15 protein-coding genes are annotated in these 15874 nt (G+C 63.0%); all 15 read left to right on the top strand.

From position 1 onward, the window contains the following. The first annotated feature begins 9 nt into the window (after nt 1–9). On the top strand, nt 10–1167 hold the full coding sequence (locus tag L6Q67_RS00500) for an MFS transporter (RefSeq protein WP_296563568.1): 1158 nt from the start codon (nt 10–12) through the stop codon (nt 1165–1167). Between the two features lie 23 nt (nt 1168–1190). Beyond that, the gene (locus L6Q67_RS00505) at nt 1191–2033 is read left to right on the top strand and encodes a M48 family metallopeptidase (RefSeq protein ID WP_296563573.1); all 843 of its coding nucleotides are present in this window, start codon (nt 1191–1193) and stop codon (nt 2031–2033) included. Between the two features lie 34 nt (nt 2034–2067). Then, nucleotides 2068–3477, top strand: coding sequence for a 3-isopropylmalate dehydratase large subunit (gene leuC / locus L6Q67_RS00510; protein WP_296563591.1), 1410 nt, complete (start codon nt 2068–2070; stop codon nt 3475–3477). A 16-nt stretch (nt 3478–3493) separates the two neighbouring features. Beyond that, nucleotides 3494–3631, top strand: coding sequence for an entericidin A/B family lipoprotein (locus tag L6Q67_RS00515; RefSeq protein ID WP_367171612.1), 138 nt, complete (start codon nt 3494–3496; stop codon nt 3629–3631). Beyond that, nucleotides 3632–4270, top strand: a complete 639-nt coding sequence (leuD, locus tag L6Q67_RS00520) for a 3-isopropylmalate dehydratase small subunit (RefSeq protein ID WP_296563593.1) — start codon at nt 3632–3634, stop codon at nt 4268–4270. A 51-nt stretch (nt 4271–4321) separates the two neighbouring features. Beyond that, nucleotides 4322–5383, top strand: coding sequence for a 3-isopropylmalate dehydrogenase (gene leuB / locus L6Q67_RS00525; protein ID WP_296563595.1), 1062 nt, complete (start codon nt 4322–4324; stop codon nt 5381–5383). A gap of 40 nt (nt 5384–5423) precedes the next feature. Further along, nucleotides 5424–6548 (top strand): aspartate-semialdehyde dehydrogenase, encoded by a 1125-nt coding sequence (gene asd, locus L6Q67_RS00530; RefSeq protein ID WP_296563598.1) that lies wholly within the window; start codon nt 5424–5426, stop codon nt 6546–6548. 133 nt (nt 6549–6681) lie between these two features. Then, complete coding sequence (locus L6Q67_RS00535; RefSeq protein WP_296563601.1) at nt 6682–9609, top strand: FimV/HubP family polar landmark protein; 2928 nt, start codon at nt 6682–6684, stop codon at nt 9607–9609. Nucleotides 9610–9639: 30 nt separating this feature from the next. Beyond that, complete coding sequence (locus L6Q67_RS00540; protein WP_296563604.1) at nt 9640–10242, top strand: CbiQ family ECF transporter T component; 603 nt, start codon at nt 9640–9642, stop codon at nt 10240–10242. Continuing rightward, nucleotides 10236–11033, top strand: a complete 798-nt coding sequence (gene truA / locus L6Q67_RS00545; RefSeq protein ID WP_296565168.1) for a tRNA pseudouridine(38-40) synthase TruA — start codon at nt 10236–10238, stop codon at nt 11031–11033. The genes L6Q67_RS00540 and truA overlap by 7 nt, the downstream gene beginning before the upstream one ends. A 5-nt stretch (nt 11034–11038) precedes the next feature. Next, entirely contained in the window at nt 11039–11662 is a 624-nt protein-coding gene (locus L6Q67_RS00550) for a phosphoribosylanthranilate isomerase (RefSeq protein ID WP_296565170.1), read from the top strand. Next, the gene (trpB, locus tag L6Q67_RS00555; protein WP_296563606.1) at nt 11649–12860 is read left to right on the top strand and encodes a tryptophan synthase subunit beta; all 1212 of its coding nucleotides are present in this window, start codon (nt 11649–11651) and stop codon (nt 12858–12860) included. The genes L6Q67_RS00550 and trpB overlap by 14 nt, the downstream gene beginning before the upstream one ends. A gap of 56 nt (nt 12861–12916) precedes the next feature. Further along, entirely contained in the window at nt 12917–13729 is an 813-nt protein-coding gene (gene trpA, locus L6Q67_RS00560; protein ID WP_296563609.1) for a tryptophan synthase subunit alpha, read from the top strand. Continuing rightward, nucleotides 13726–14601: an acetyl-CoA carboxylase, carboxyltransferase subunit beta gene (gene accD / locus L6Q67_RS00565; protein WP_296563611.1), complete on the top strand. Its 876-nt coding sequence runs from the start codon at nt 13726–13728 to the stop codon at nt 14599–14601. The genes trpA and accD overlap by 4 nt, the downstream gene beginning before the upstream one ends. Before the next feature lies 1 nt (nt 14602). Beyond that, a complete protein-coding gene (gene folC, locus L6Q67_RS00570; RefSeq protein WP_296563617.1) occupies nt 14603–15874 on the top strand; it encodes a bifunctional tetrahydrofolate synthase/dihydrofolate synthase in 1272 nt (423 codons plus the stop codon).

A 15874-nucleotide genomic window follows, 5' to 3' on the forward strand; every position in this document is an offset into this window, starting at 1 on the left:
ATCGCGCCGATGATTCCCTATTGGCGCCTGTCGGGCTACTACTTCTTCTACTTCGCTTTCATCGGCGCCTTTTCACCCTATTTCGGCCTCTATCTGCAGTCCATCGGCAGCTCTGCCGCACAGATTGCGGTACTGATGTCGCTGATGTCGGTAATGCGCATGCTCGCGCCGACCCTGTGGGGCTGGCTGGCAGACCGGCTGGGGGTGCGTACGCCCATCGTGCGTCTCTCGGCGTTTCTGTCGGTCATCGGCTTTGCCGGCTTTCTGATGACGGACGCCTATTTTGGCCTGTTTCTGAGCATGGCTTTTCTGTCCTTTTTCTGGAGTGCGGCGCTCCCTCTCGTGGAGACGCTGACCTTTGCCCACCTGAAGGGGCAGGCCAGCCGTTACGGCAATATCCGGGTGTGGGGATCGGTGGGCTTCGTGATCGCGGTGCTCGGGCTTGGCTATCTGCTGGATGATCTGCCGGTGCGGGCTTTGCTCTGGATCACCCTGGCCATGCTGGTGGGCATCTTTGCCTGTGCCATGACGATTCCCGAGGCGCGCAAGCCTGGTGTGCCCCAGCCGCCGGTGGCCTTGCGGGAGATCCTCCGTCGCCCCGAGGTGGGGGGGCTGCTGGCGGCATGCTTCTTCATGTCGGCAGCCCATGGTGCTCTTTACGTCTTCTATTCGCTGCACCTGGTCGCCCATGGCTACAGCAAGTCGCTGGTGGGGTGGATGTGGACGCTGGGCGTGGTCGCCGAGATCGCCGTCTTCATGGGAATGCCCCAGCTCCTGAAGGCCTTTTCGCTACGGGATCTGCTGGTGCTGAGTTTTGTTGCGGCGGTGCTGCGCTTTGTCTTGATCGGCTGGGGCGCGGATTCGGTGGCCGTGCTGGTGTTTGCCCAGGTCCTGCATGGCGCGACTTTCGGTGCCTACCATGCGGCGGCGGTGGCGGCGGTGAATCACTGGTTCGGTACCCAGCATCAGGCTCGGGGGCAGGCCTTGTATGGAAGCATCTCCTTTGGCGCCGGAGGCATGATGGGTGGGCTTGTCAGCGGCTACACTTGGGAGTCGATCGGCCCAGAATGGACCTATTCGCTGGGTTCCCTGTTCGCCCTGCTGGGCTTGATCGCGCTGCTTGGCTGGTGGAAAGATGAGGGGGGCGCCCAGGCGGGTGCCCGTTGACCTACGTGTAACCGGAAATAGAGATGAGCTCAGGATTCAGTTGGATGCGGGGCGTGGCCCCGGTGATTGTGACCGCAGCCCTTGTCAGTGCCTGCCAGACGGTGAATACCACCCATACCGGGGCCGTCGGCATCGAGCGCAAGCAGATGATGATGGTGTCGTCGGGAGAGATGGACAAGGCTTCATCCCAGAGCTACCAGAAGATTCTCCAGCAGGCGGGGCAGAAGAACGCCCTGAACCGGGACAAGGATCAGGTGGCGCGGGTGCGTGCCGTGGCGAGCCGTCTGATCCCCACTACCGGCGCCTTCCGCCCTGATGCGCCCCAGTGGCGCTGGGAGGTGAATGTCCTCACTTCGCCGGAACTCAATGCCTGGTGCATGGCGGGCGGGAAGATCGCGTTCTACTCGGGGATCATCGAAAAGCTTCAGCTCAGCGATGACGAGATCGCGGCGATCATGGGGCACGAGATCGCCCATGCGTTGCGCGAGCATGCCCGGGAGCGGGCCTCCCAGGCGATGGTGACCAACATCGGGGTGAGCGTGCTCGGCGCGGCCCTCGGGGTGGGGCAGGTGGGGACCGACCTGATCGGCTCCGTTGCCAAGGTGACTTTCGAGCTGCCCAACAGCCGCGAGCACGAGATCGAGGCTGATCGCATCGGCGTCGAACTGGCCGCCCGGGGCGGCTATGACCCGCGTGCCGCGATCAGCCTGTGGCAGAAGATGGGCAAGGCCAGCAGCGGGCAGCCGCCCCAGTGGCTGTCCACCCACCCTTCCAGCGAGAGCCGGCAGCAGGATCTGGCCCAGTACGCAGCCCGTGTGATGCCGCTCTATGAGCAAGCTACTCAGCACGCGAAGCCTGTGAAATAATTAAGGTTTCTCTGCCCCTACACGTCCTTCGCCCATGCAAGCGCAAACGCTTTACGAAAAACTGTGGTCGAGTCACGTGGTGCACGTCGAAGATGACGGTACCGCGCTGATCTACATTGACCGTCACCTCGTTCATGAAGTCACCAGCCCGCAAGCCTTTGAAGGTCTCAAGCTGGCTGGCCGCAAGCCTTGGCGTGTCGACTCCATCGTTGCGACGGCGGATCACAATACGCCGACAGATCATTGGGAAATGGGCATCCAGGATCCGGTTTCCCGCCAGCAGGTGGAAACCCTGGACAGCAATATCCGTGAGGTCGGCGCCCTGGCTTACTTCCCGTTCAAGGACGAGCGGCAGGGCATTGTCCACGTTATCGGGCCCGAGAACGGCGCCACCCTGCCGGGCATGACCGTGGTGTGTGGCGACTCCCACACCTCGACCCATGGCGCGTTCGCCTGTCTGGCCCACGGCATCGGTACCTCCGAGGTCGAGCATGTGATGGCCACCCAGTGCCTGCTGCAAAAGAAATCGAAGACCATGCTGGTCCGCGTGGACGGTCAGCTTGGCGCCGGTGTGACGGCCAAGGATGTGGTGCTTGCCATCATCGGCCGCATTGGTACGGCCGGCGGTACGGGCTACGCCATCGAGTTCGGCGGCAGCGCCATTCGCAGCCTGTCCATGGAAGGGCGCATGACGATCTGCAACATGGCCATCGAGGCAGGCGCCCGCGCCGGCCTGGTTGCCGTGGATGACCAGACCGTGGCCTATCTCAAGGACCGTCCCTTCTCGCCCCGAGGCGACCACTGGGAACGGGCGGTTGCCTACTGGCGCACCCTGCATTCCGATGACGGCGCCGTCTTTGATGCGGTGGTCGAGTTGAATGGCGCCGCCATCAAGCCGCAGGTTACCTGGGGAACGTCTCCCGAGATGGTCGCCGCCATTGACGGCATCGTGCCGGATCCGGCCCTTGAAAAGGACCCGGTCAAGCGCGAGGGTATGGAGCGGGCGCTTCAGTACATGGGGCTCAATCCGCGGACGCCGATCAACGCCATTGCCATCGACAAGGTCTTCATCGGTTCCTGTACCAACTCGCGCATCGAAGATCTGCGTGCCGCGGCCTTCGTGGCTCGCGGCCGTCGCAAGGCCGACAACGTCAAGCTGGTGCTGGTGGTGCCGGGTTCCGGTCTGGTCAAGCGGCAGGCCGAGGCGGAAGGCCTCGACAAGATCTTCGTCGCGGCGGGCTTCGAGTGGCGTGAGCCCGGTTGCTCCATGTGCCTCGCCATGAACGCCGACCGGCTTGAGCCGGGTGAACGCTGTGCCTCCACGTCGAATCGCAACTTCGAAGGGCGTCAGGGCGCTGGTGGCCGGACGCATCTGGTCAGTCCGGCCATGGCGGCCGCCGCCGCGATCGCTGGTCGGTTTGCCGACGTGCGCGAGCTGGCCTGAGCAGAAAGGTGCCCACATGCTTACCCATCTGCGTAGATTGACAGCGATGGCCGGCGTCATTGCCATGTTTGTCCTGACGGGCTGCAATACCGTCCAGGGCCTGGGCAAGGATATTGAAAAGGGTGGTGAAGCCATCCAGAAGGTAGCCAAGTAAATGAATCCCTTCCGTAAACTCGATGGTCTGGTGGCGCCCATGGATCGCGCCAATGTCGATACCGACGCGATCATCCCCAAGCAGTTCCTCAAGTCGATCAAGCGCAGCGGCTTTGGCCCCAACCTGTTCGACGAGTGGCGCTATCTGGATGTCGGACAGCCGGGGCAGGACAACTCCGGGCGGCCGCGGAATCCTGATTTCGTGCTCAATCAGGCGCGCTATCAGGGCGCCCAGATTCTGCTCGCCCGCGACAACTTCGGCTGCGGCAGCTCCCGGGAGCACGCCCCCTGGGCGCTGGAGGATTTCGGCTTCCGCGTCATCATCGGGCCGAGCTTTGCCGATATCTTCTTCAACAACTGCTTCAAGAACGGCCTGCTGCCGATCAAGCTCGATGCAGCTGAAGTCGATGCGCTGTTCGCCCAGTGTCTCGGTACGGGCGGCTACCGCCTGAATGTCGATCTCGAAACCCAGACCATCACGCGCCCGGATGGCAAGGTGATCCCGTTCAGCGTGGATCCCTTCCGCCGCGAATGCCTGCTCAACGGCTGGGACGATATCGGCCTGACCCTGCGTCACGCAGACAAGATCCGCGAGTTCGAGGCCCGTCGCCGCATCGAACAGCCCTGGCTGTTTGCCTGATTGCCCGCCGGCCCGAGGGCCGGCGTCATCCAACCAAAACAGAAAGACATAATGAAAATCTGCGTTCTGCCGGGAGACGGCATCGGCCCTGAAATCATGGAGCAGGCCCTGCGCGTGCTCGACGCCCTGCGTGGTGATGGCTTCAACTTTGAAGCAGAAACCGCTTTGATCGGGGGCTGTGCGGTGGATGCAACCGGCACCCCTTATCCCGAAGCCACCAGCAAGCTGGCCAAGGCTGCTGATGCGATCCTGCTTGGCGCCGTTGGTGGCCCCCAGTGGGACAACCTGCCGCGTGAGCAACGTCCCGAGCGTGGTCTGCTGGCCATCCGCAAGGAGCTCAACCTGTTTGCCAATCTGCGTCCGGCCATCCTTTATCCGGAGCTGGCCAACGCTTCCACCCTCAAGCCGGAAGTCGTGGCGGGGCTGGACATCCTGATCGTCCGCGAGCTGACCAGTGACATCTACTTCGGCCAGCCCCGCGGTATTCGCGAGGAAGGCGGCGAGCGCGTCGGCTTCAACACCATGGTGTACGCCGAGTCGGAGATCCGCCGTATCGGCAAGGTCGCCTTTGAAGCCGCGCGCAAGCGCGGCAAGAAGCTGTGCTCGGTGGACAAGATGAACGTACTCGAGTGCACCCAACTGTGGCGCGACGTGATGATCGAGCTGTCGGCCGATTATCCGGACGTGGAGCTGTCGCACATGCTGGTGGATAACGCCTCCATGCAGCTGGTGCGCGCGCCCAAGCAGTTCGACGTGATGGTGACCGGCAACATGTTCGGCGACATCCTCTCCGACGAAGCGTCCATGCTCACCGGCTCCATCGGCATGCTGCCGTCCGCATCCCTCGACGCCAACAACAAGGGTCTCTACGAGCCCAGTCACGGCTCCGCACCCGACATCGCCGGCAAGGGTCTGGCCAATCCGCTGGCCACCATCCTGTCGGCGGCCATGATGCTGCGCTATACCTTCAATCTCGAGGCTCAGGCCGTGCGTATCGAGAATGCCGTGAAGAAGGTGCTTGCCGCTGGCTACCGTACCGGCGACATCTATGAGGCGGGCACCCGCCGCGTTGGTACCAAGGAAATGGGCGACGCGGTCATCGCAGCGCTGTAAGCAATCAAGAAAAACATATCAAGTCTGATCGGGGATCAAAATGAAGAGAGTAGGTCTGGTTGGCTGGCGTGGCATGGTCGGTTCCGTGCTCATGCAACGCATGCGCGAAGAGAACGATTTTGCACTGATCGATCCGGTGTTCTTCACCACCTCCAATCCGGGGGGCAAGGCGCCCAATTTCGGCAAGGAAGCGCCTGCGCTGAAGGACGCGAAGGACATCGACGCGCTCAAGTCGATGGACATCGTCATCACCTGTCAGGGCGGTGATTACACCAACGAGGTGTATCCCAAGCTGCGCGCCGCCGGCTGGAATGGTCACTGGATCGATGCGGCTTCCTCCCTGCGCATGGACCCGAAAGCCGTCATCATCCTTGATCCGGTCAACCTCAACGTCATCAAGGACTCCCTGGCCAAGGGCGGCCGTGACTGGATCGGCGGCAACTGTACCGTGTCCCTGATGCTGATGGCTTTGGGTGGGCTGTTCCAGCGCGATCTGGTCGAGTGGGCCACCTCCATGACCTACCAGGCGGCTTCCGGTGCCGGCGCCCAGAACATGCGCGAGCTGCTGTCCCAGATGGGCGAGCTCAACCGCTCCGTCAAGGAACTGCTCGACGATCCGGCTTCCGCCATCCTCGACATCGACCGTGAAGTGGCCGGCACCATGCGTGAAGATGCCTTCCCGGCCTCCAACTTCGGCGTGCCCCTGGCCGGCTCGCTGATCCCCTGGATCGACAAAGATCTGGGTAACGGCCAGTCCAAGGAAGAATGGAAGGGCGGTGTCGAAACCAACAAGATCCTCGGCCGTGGCGAAGGCTTCGGCTCCCCGGTGGTGCCCATCGATGGTCTGTGCGTGCGGATCGGTGCAATGCGCTGCCACAGCCAGGCCCTGACCCTGAAACTGCGCAAGGACATCCCGGTCGACGAGATCGAGGGCATGCTGGCGTCGGCCAACGATTGGGTCAAGGTGGTGCCGAACCAGCGCGATGTGACGATGCGTGACCTGACCCCGACCGCCGTGACTGGCACTCTGACGGTTCCTGTCGGCCGTCTGCGCAAGCTGGCCATGGGGGGCGAGTACCTGTCGGCCTTCACCGTGGGCGACCAGCTCTTGTGGGGGGCGGCGGAGCCCCTGCGGCGCATGCTGCGGGTCCTGCTGGAGGACTGATGAAAAAGGCGGCCATGGCCGCCTTTTTTATTGATGCAGGAAGGGTGAGCCAACTTCAAACATGGCTTGAACTTGCCTCACCAAACCCATGATGTTATGTTCATCAGCAACTCGATTTCGACGATAAGCCTTCGTGCATAAGAACCTCGTGAAAAGCCGGCTCAAACGCACCCTGATCGCGGCATCCATTGGCGCCCTGTCTCTGGGCGCCAATGCCGCTGGCCTCGGACGCATCACTGTTCTCAGCGGCCTCGGCCAGCCTCTTCGCGCTGAAGTGGATATTGCCGCAACGCCTGAAGAACTCCAGAACATGACCGCGCGGCTTGCTTCAGCCGAAGCCTTCAGGCAGGCGGGCATCGATTTCGCACCATCGGTGAGTGGTCTGCGCATGTCCATTGAGCGGCGGGGCAGTGGGGCTGTGGTCAGGGTGAGCAGCGATCGTCCGATCAACGAGCCTTTCGTCGATATGCTCGTGGAGCTCAACTGGTCTGCTGGCCGGCTGATCCGTGAATACACCTTTCTGCTTGACCCGCCCGATCTGGGTTCCAGCCGCGCAGCGGCACCCGTGGCTTCTCCCGAGATGCGTCCCGGTGTTTCCAGTAGTGGCATAGCTGCTGCGCCCAAGCGCCAGCCCGTAGCCCGGGTTGCCCGCCCAGCGGCAGCGCCGGCGGCCGGGGCTGGGCGCACTTATATGGTTCAACCCGGTGACACCCTGAATCGCATTGCCGCCGAGAATCGTCCCGAGGGCGTCTCGATGGAGCAGATGCTCCTGGCCCTGTTCCAGGGCAATCGTTCTGCTTTTGATGCGGACAACATGAACCGCCTGCAGGCCGGCAAGATTCTCCGCATTCCTGATGCCGAGAGCGCCCGCCAGCTGGCCGGTGATCCATCGCGGCAGCAGGTTGTTGCCCACTCGTCAGATTTCGGTCGTTACCGCCAGAAGCTCGCCGAGCAAGCTGCCGCCATGCCGGCCAAGGATGCGCCCGCCCAGCAGGGAAGCAGCGGAAGGATTGGGGCCAAGGTGGAGGATCGCGCACCCGCTGCGGCAGGGGCTAGTGATCAGTTGAAGGTTTCCAAGAGTGATGAAGGCCTCAAATCCGGTTCGGCGCCGGGGGGTGAAAAATCCGTAGCCCGCCTGCAAGCCCTGGAAGAAGATCTCGTTTCCCGGGACAAGGCCCTGCGTGAAGCCAACACCCGTCTGGCCGAGCTTGAAAAGAGCATCAAGGAACTGCAGCGTCTGGTGGAACTGAAGAGCCAGGGTATGGCCCAGGCTCAGCCCGAGGCGCCGCGGGCCGAGGCGCCAGCGGCTCCGCAGCCTGCCGAGGCAGCGCCGCCGGTCCCCCCGGCCGCTGGAGCAGAAGCACCCAAGGCCCCCGAACCCGTTGCCGAGGTCAAGCCGGCTCCGCAGCCCGAAACGAAGCCTGTTCCGCCGGAGCCTCCAAAGGCGCCCCAGGTGCAGGCTAGCGCCCCTGAAGACATGTCCCTGCTGCTGGGCGGGGGCGGAATTCTGGCCCTGCTGCTTGGCTGGGGGGGGTACAAGATTTACCAGCGTCGCAATGGCGGCGGGGCGCCGACCACGACGCCGGCACTCTCCGAGTTTGGTGATGGCTCCAACTCCGTGTTCGGTAGTGCTGGCGGACAAAGCGTCGATACCGGCAGCACCAGTCAGATCCAGACCGACTTCAGCCAGTCGGGGCTGTCGTCCATCGATACGGATGAAGGTGTCGATCCGGTAGCCGAAGCGGATGTGTACATGGCTTATGGGCGTGATGCCCAAGCCGAAGAGATCCTGCTCGATGCGCTCAAGACTGATCCGGGGCGCACTGGCGTTCATCTCAAGCTGCTCGAGATCTATGCCCAGCGGAAGAACCTCAAGCAGTTCGAAACGACCGCAACAGAGCTCTACTCCCTTACCGGTGGCAACGGCCCCGACTGGGAGAAGGCTGCCTCGATGGGCAGAAAATTTGATCCGGACAGCCCGCTGTACCGCATTCCTGCGCCTGGTGCCGCGCCGGTTGCGCCGCCGGTCAGGCCGGCCGTTGCAGCCGCGGCTGCGGCGGCGGTTGCCGCAGGCGAGACGGGTTTTGTGCAGGCGGGGCAGGTTCGACCCGTCGTCCGGGAGCCGGTGCCGAGTCAGGCCGATTTCATGGCGACTGCCACGGCTTCCGACCCCCTTGAGTCCCCTTCGCAGCTGAAGGACACCTGGGCTTTGCCGGGCGAGCTCAATCAGTATGCAAGCCTTGAGGACATCGAGCGGGCAGCTTCGCCGTCTCCGACGACGACGTTGACGCCGAATATTCCTGACACTTCGGTTCTTGATTTCGATCTCGATCTGAATGCGGATGCACATGTCTCCGCGTCTACCGTGACGGCTTCGCCCGCAGGGGGCGAACTGGGCGGCGGGCTCGATTTCGATCTCGGGCTTGACATGGACACCACCTCTGCCGTTCCGGCGGGGGCGGGGGCCACGCTGGTTGCGGGTGACGCAATGGCGCGCAGTTTCGAGGAGACATCCACACGCCCGCAGCGTGTGACGGAAGACTTCAGCCTTCCCGATCCCAGCGATCTCGACTTCGAGATCAGCTCGGAGTTTGGCGAACGGCAGGTGTCGCCGCGTGCGGACGCCACGGTGGATGTCGATCTCACTGCCACCCTCTCCGACGACGGGCTCAGATTGCCCCTGGATAGGGCAACGGTCGATCTCGAGAAAACGAGCTTCGACAGCAGCCTGCTCGACTTCGACTTTGAACTGGACGAAAAATCCGACACGAGTCCTGCGCCTGTCAGGTCCTTTACGCCTGCTGCCGATCTGAGTGCCATCGATCTTGAACTCAATATCCCGGCGACCACACAGATCGAGTTGCCGGATGCCGGCCCGCCGACGGAGCCGCCCCTTGATCTCGATCTGCAGCAGGAGGTTGCGACCAAGCTGGAACTGGCCCGCGCCTATGAAGAGATGGGTGACAAGGACGGCGCGCGAGAGCTGGTTGAAGAGGTCTTGCGCGAAGGGTCTGGTCGGCAGAAGGATGAGGCTCAGGCCATTCTGGCCCGCCTGTCCTGATCTCTCCGAGGAAGCTTCCAGCGACGATTGATGCCTGCGTTTCATCCGGCCACCCGTCTGATTGTCTGGGCGGCGCTGGTCGTGCTGGTGCAACTGGCCCGAGGCCCCTTGCTAGGGGGTTTCGGGCTTTTCATTGGGGTCGTGGCGCTGAGGTTTGCGGCCCGGCGTTCGTGGTTGCTGGTCCGTCGGGTTCGCTACCTGCTTCTTGTGTCAGTTGTGCTGTTTGCCTTTTTTACGCCCGGCGAGCTTGCCCTGCCTTTGCTGGGGCAAGTGAGTCCGAGCCTTGAAGGCCTGGGGCTTGCCCTGACCCAGGGGCTAAGGCTGGTGGCCGTCGTCCTGCTCGTGGCGCTGCTTCTTGAATACACCGATGAGCGTGCGCTGATTTCCGGAATGCTGACCCTGTCCCGTCCCCTGTCCCTGCTCGGCATGTCATCCGGGCGACTGGCAGTGCGTCTGCTGTTGGTCTTTCGATATGTAGAGAACCCGCCGGCCGGGGGCTGGAGAAGCCTGCTTGCCAAGGGAGGGGATGTGGAAGAAGGCGTGTTGGCCTTGCGGGATGTGGCCTTGCATTGGGGCGATCGGGTGGTCATCGCTGGTGTGGTGCTGGTGGGTGTAGGAGGGGTGTTCTGGTGAGGGTGGCGATTGGCGTCGAGTACGCAGGCAATGCGTTTGAAGGCTGGCAGACCCAGCCCCATGGACGGACCGTCCAGGATGCGCTCGAGCAGGCCCTGGCCGTCATTGCCCAGGAACCGATCAAGCTGGTCTGCGCGGGGCGGACCGATACCGGCGTGCATGCCACCGCTCAGGTCGCCCATTTCGACACGACCGTGGACCGTCCGCTCGAGGCCTGGGTGCGTGGTGTCAACAGTCATGCCCCGGCGAGCGTCGGGGTATTGTGGGCTGTGCCGGTGGATGATGAGTTTCACGCCCGTTTCAGCGCCGAGTCCCGACGCTACCGGTATGTGCTGCTGAATCGGCGGGTGAGGCCGGGGATGCTGAACGGCCGGGTCGGGTGGACCCATGGCCCGCTTGATGAGGTGGCCATGAATGAGGCTGCCCAGTGTCTCCTGGGGGAGCACGATTTCACGTCATTCCGGGCCGCCCAGTGCCAGGCAAAATCCCCTGTGCGTTTCATGCACTCCGTCTCGGTGAAGCGCTCGGGTGATGTGTTCGTGTTTGACTTTCACGCCAACGCCTTTCTTCACCACATGATTCGCAATCTTGTCGGCTCGCTCGTGTATGTCGGCAAGGGGAGGCGCCCGGTTGCCTGGATGGGCGAGCTTCTCGCCGCCCGCAAGCGCAGTCTTGCAGCGCCGACCTTTGCCCCCGATGGTCTCTATCTTTGTGGGGTGGAGTATCCGGAGCGGTGGCCGCTGCCCGGTGGGGGGCGTATCATCGCGCCTCCGCAACTCCTTATCCCGTGATCGCCGTGCATCGCACCCGAATCAAGATCTGCGGCCTGACCCGAGAGGGCGATGTTGTCGCGGCCGTAAACGCAGGAGCGGACGCCATCGGCTTCGTCTTCTATCCCCCCAGCCCGCGCTATGTGAGCCCTGCCAGGGCCGCCGAGCTCGCGCGTCTGTTGCCACCCTTCGTCACCGCGGTCGGCCTGTTTGTCAATCCGTCACGGGATGATGTGGCCGAAGTGCTGGGTAGTGTGCCTTTGCAACTGCTGCAGTTTCACGGGGATGAGGTGGAGTCTGATTGTCTCGGATACGGGCTCCCTTACATCAAGGCTGCGCGGATGCGGTCGGGTCTCGATCTGTTAAAATACGCGGCTTCCTTCGCGGGCGCCCAGGGATTGCTCCTGGACGCCTTTGTCGAAGGCTATGGTGGTGGTGGCGAAACGTTTGACTGGTCGCTGATTCCTTCGGATTTGCCCATGCCCCTGATCTTGTCTGGTGGCCTGCATGCAGGCAATGTTGCCGAGGCCGTGAGGCGCGTCCGGCCGTGGGCCGTGGATGTGTCCAGCGGTGTCGAGAGCGCGAAGGGCATCAAGGATGCCGCCCGTATCACCGAGTTTGTTGCCGGAGTTCGAAATGCACATGGCTGATGCCCCCTATGATCTTCCCGACGCACGTGGTCACTTTGGTCCCTACGGCGGTATCTTCGTCGCGGAGACCCTGATCCCTGCATTGACCGAGCTGCGAGAAGCTTACGAAGAAGCTCAGCGTGATCCTGCGTTCGTGGCCGAGTTTGAGTACGAGCTCAAGCACTATGTCGGGCGTCCCAGCCCTATCTATCACGCCAAGCGCTGGTCCGAGCTTCTTGGCGGCGCCCAGATCTATCTCAAGCGTGAAGACCTGAATCACACCGGCGCCCACAAGGTAAATAACTGCATCGGTCAGGCCATGCTGGCACGTCGCATGGGTAAGCCGCGGGTGATCGCCGAGACGGGCGCTGGTCAGCACGGCGTGGCCACGGCGACCGTGGCGGCCCGCTACGGAATGGAGTGCGTGGTGTACATGGGCTCCGAGGACGTCCGTCGTCAGGCGGCAAATGTCTACCGCATGAAACTGCTCGGTGCGACGGTCGTGCCGGTCGAGAGCGGCTCGAAGACCCTCAAGGATGCCCTCAATGAGGCCATGCGTGACTGGGTCACCAACATCAACAACACCTTCTACATCATCGGCACGGTGGCAGGCCCGCACCCGTATCCCATGATGGTGCGGGATTTCCAGGCGGTGATTGGCAAGGAGTGCATCGAGCAGATGCCTGACATGGCCGGTCGTCAGCCGGATTACGTGATTGCCTGTGTGGGCGGCGGCTCCAACGCGATGGGGATCTTCCATCCCTATATCGGCCACGGGGACGTACGTCTGGTTGGCGTCGAAGCCGCCGGTAGCGGTATCGACACGGGCCGGCATGCCGCTTCCTTGTCGGCTGGTCGGCCCGGTGTCCTCCATGGAAACCGGACTTACCTGCTGCAGGACGAGGACGGTCAGATCATCGAAACCCACTCGATCTCGGCGGGGCTCGACTATCCTGGCGTCGGCCCCGAGCATGCATGGCTGAAGGACATCGAGCGAGCCGAGTACGTCGGGATCACCGACGCCGAGGCGCTCCAGGCCTTCCATAACCTGTGTCGTTTCGAGGGCATCATTCCTGCACTGGAGTCGTCCCACGCGCTGGCTTATGCTGCCAAGCTCGCTCCGACCCTCCCGAAGGACAAGGTCCTGCTGGTGAATCTGTCCGGTCGTGGCGACAAGGACATGCATACCGTTGCCGAGAAGTCCGGCATCCAATTCTGATTTTCGTGGCCCTGGCCGGGTTTCCGGGCAGGGCCACTGACCATTGATACCCATCCATGTCCAGAATTCAACAGACCTTCAAGCGGCTGGAGAGCGAAGGGCGCAAGGCGCTCATTCCCTTCATCACCGCTGGCGATCCTGCCCCTGATATGACCCTGCCCTTGATGCAGGCGCTTGTTGCAGGCGGCGCGGACATCATCGAGCTCGGTGTCCCGTTTTCAGATCCGATGGCTGACGGCCCGACCATCCAGCGCGCTTCCGAGCGTGCCCTGGCTGCCGGCATGAGCATGCGCAAGGTGCTCGATATCGTGCGCAGCTTCCGGGCCACAGGCGACGAAACCCCTGTCGTGCTGATGGGGTACGCCAACCCCATCGAAGCCATGGGTGCCGATCGCTTTGCCAAAGCAGCCGCGGAGGCGGGGGCTGATGGTGTGCTGGTGGTGGACTATCCGCCTGAGGAGTGTCGTGCCTTTGCCGACATCTGCAAGGCCTCGAGCCTGGATCCGGTCTTCCTGCTGGCGCCCACTTCCACTGAGCAGCGTTTCGATGACGTGGCTGCGGTGGGAGGCGGTTACATCTATTACGTCTCCCTCAAGGGTGTCACCGGCTCGGCCACCCTTGATCTGGAAGAAGTGGCCCGCCGGATTCCGGCGATCCGGGAGCGTGTAGGCATGCCTGTCGGGGTCGGCTTCGGTATCCGTGACGGCGCGACTGCGGCAAAGATTGCCGCTTTGGCCGATGCCGTGGTGATCGGCAGCCGGATTATCGAAGAGATCGAGGGCAGTACGCGCGAACAGGCGCCGGCCAAGGTTGAAGCCTTTCTGCGTGGTGTCCGGACTGCCATCGATGCAGCGGGAGCACAGGCATGAGCTGGCTGAAAAAGCTGTTACCTCCCAAGATCAAGCGCGAGACCCCCTCCGCCCGGAAGTCCATCCCGGAAGGCTTGTGGAGCAAATGCCCGGCCTGTGAGGCGGTGCTGTATCGCTCCGATCTGGAGAGCAATCTCAATGTCTGCCCCAAGTGCGGTCATCATCAACGCATCCGGGCACGTCAGCGCATTGATTTTCTGCTTGATCCTGAAGGTCGTTTCGAGATCGGTGCCGAGGTGGTGCCGGTCGACCCGTTGAAGTTCAAGGATTCCAAGCGCTATCCGGATCGCCTGGCCGCTGCCAATGAGGACACCGGGGAAGCGGATGCGCTGGTGGTGGTGCAGGGGGCGATCAAGACCGTCCCGGTCATCATCGCCTGCTTCGAGTTTGAATTCCTCGGTGGTTCGATGGGTTCGGTGGTTGGCGAGCGTTTCGTGCGCGGCGTCAAGGCTGCGCTGGAGCAGCGCCTGCCCTTCATCTGCGTCACCGCAACCGGTGGCGCACGGATGCAGGAAGGTCTGTTCTCGCTGATGCAGATGGCCAAGACGACAGCGGCCATCACCCGGCTTGCCGAGCGTCGGCTGCCCTTCATCACTTTGCTGACCGACCCTACCATGGGCGGTGTGTCCGCCAGCTTCGCCTTCATGGGTGATCTGGTGATTGGTGAGCCGGGGGCGCTCATCGGCTTTGCCGGGCCCCGGGTGATCGAGCAGACCGTGCGTGAGACGCTGCCAGCCGGTTTCCAGCGTTCCGAGTTTCTGCTCGAGAAAGGTGCGCTGGACATGATCATCGATCGCCGTGAGCTGCGGGACAGGCTGTCGGAGCTCATCACGCTGCTGACCCGGCAGGCGTCTGTTGCGACTGCGTCCTGACATGCAGTTGCCTGAAACTCTTGATGGCTGGCTGGGCCTGCTGGAGGCCCGCCATGGTCAGTCCATCCAGCTCGGGCTGGATCGGGTGCGGACGGTGCGGGATGCCCTGCAGCTTCCTCAGACCTGCCCGGTCTTTACCGTGGGTGGTACCAATGGCAAGGGCTCGACCTGCGCGCTGCTCGAGGCCGTGCTGCTCGCTGCCGGGTATCGGGTCGGGGTGTACACCTCTCCCCATCTGCTGCGCTACAACGAGCGGGTGCGGATCAATGGGCGTGATGCCACCGATGGCGTGCTCGTGGATGCCTTCGCGGAAGTCGAGCGTGCACGGGGCGACATTCCCCTGACCTATTTCGAACATGGAACCCTGGCGGCCTGGGCGGCGTTCTGCCACGCCGGGCTCGATGCGGTGATTCTCGAAGTGGGCCTGGGTGGGCGTCTTGATGCCGTCAATGTCTTCGAGCCCGATTGTGCCATCGTCACCAGTGTGGCCATGGATCACATGGATTACCTCGGCGACACCCGCGAAGCGATTGGTTTTGAGAAGGCCGGAATCTTCCGCGCGGGTCGTCCGGCAATCTGTAGTGATCCCATGCCGCCGGCCTCGCTGGTCGAGCATGCGGAAGCGATCGGTGCAAAGCTCTGGGTCAGCGGTCGCGATTTCGGTTTTTCCGGCGACCAGAACCAGTGGGCGTTCTGGATCGCGGGTGGTAGTCGACGGGGTGGGTTGGCCTATCCGTCACTGCGAGGTACCAACCAGTTGCTGAACGCGGCGGCGGTGATGGCGGCCTGTGAGGCTGTCCGTGATCTGCTTCCGGTGCCCATGCAGGCGGTGCGCCAGGGGTTCATGCTGGTGGATCTGCCCGGGCGTTTCCAGGTTTTGCCGGGCCGTCCGACGGTGGTGCTCGATGTCGCCCATAATCCCCAGGCTGCCGGTGTGCTGAGTGAGAACCTCGCCAGCATGGGATTCTTCCCTGAGACCTGGGCGGTGGTCGGCATGCTCGCCGACAAGGACGTGGCCGGCGCCGTTCGCCTGCTGCGGGATAGGGTCGACCATTGGGTTGTCGCGAGCCTCCCCGGCCCTCGGGGGCTGGAAGCACAGAGGCTTGCTGCGATCCTCCGCGAGTGCGGTGTTGCCGGTGGCATTTCTGAGTGCGCCTCGCCTCAGGAGGCCTACGCGCTGGCACATGAGCAGGCGGCCGAGGGTGATAGAATCGTGGTCTTTGGCTCTTTCCTGACCGTGGCAGACGTGCTTGCCGCCCGGAAAGCCCCGTAA

The sequence above is a fragment of the Zoogloea sp. genome, assembly GCF_023150065.1.
Classification (GTDB): Bacteria; Pseudomonadota; Gammaproteobacteria; order Burkholderiales; family Rhodocyclaceae; genus Zoogloea.

What these genes read in the sequence shown, in the direction of transcription:
- leuC (WP_296563591.1), top strand. Translation starts at nt 2,068, where the DNA reads ATGCAAGCGCAAACGCTTTACGAAAAACTGTGGTCGAGTCACGTGGTG.
- L6Q67_RS00500 (WP_296563568.1), top strand. Translation starts at nt 10, where the DNA reads ATGATTCCCTATTGGCGCCTGTCGGGCTACTACTTCTTCTACTTCGCT.
- L6Q67_RS00505 (WP_296563573.1), top strand. Translation starts at nt 1,191, where the DNA reads ATGAGCTCAGGATTCAGTTGGATGCGGGGCGTGGCCCCGGTGATTGTG.
- folC (WP_296563617.1), top strand. Translation starts at nt 14,603, where the DNA reads ATGCAGTTGCCTGAAACTCTTGATGGCTGGCTGGGCCTGCTGGAGGCC.
- trpB (WP_296563606.1), top strand. Translation starts at nt 11,649, where the DNA reads ATGCACATGGCTGATGCCCCCTATGATCTTCCCGACGCACGTGGTCAC.
- L6Q67_RS00515 (WP_367171612.1), top strand. Translation starts at nt 3,494, where the DNA reads ATGCTTACCCATCTGCGTAGATTGACAGCGATGGCCGGCGTCATTGCC.
- trpA (WP_296563609.1), top strand. Translation starts at nt 12,917, where the DNA reads ATGTCCAGAATTCAACAGACCTTCAAGCGGCTGGAGAGCGAAGGGCGC.
- L6Q67_RS00540 (WP_296563604.1), top strand. Translation starts at nt 9,640, where the DNA reads ATGCCTGCGTTTCATCCGGCCACCCGTCTGATTGTCTGGGCGGCGCTG.
- accD (WP_296563611.1), top strand. Translation starts at nt 13,726, where the DNA reads ATGAGCTGGCTGAAAAAGCTGTTACCTCCCAAGATCAAGCGCGAGACC.
- leuD (WP_296563593.1), top strand. Translation starts at nt 3,632, where the DNA reads ATGAATCCCTTCCGTAAACTCGATGGTCTGGTGGCGCCCATGGATCGC.
- asd (WP_296563598.1), top strand. Translation starts at nt 5,424, where the DNA reads ATGAAGAGAGTAGGTCTGGTTGGCTGGCGTGGCATGGTCGGTTCCGTG.
- leuB (WP_296563595.1), top strand. Translation starts at nt 4,322, where the DNA reads ATGAAAATCTGCGTTCTGCCGGGAGACGGCATCGGCCCTGAAATCATG.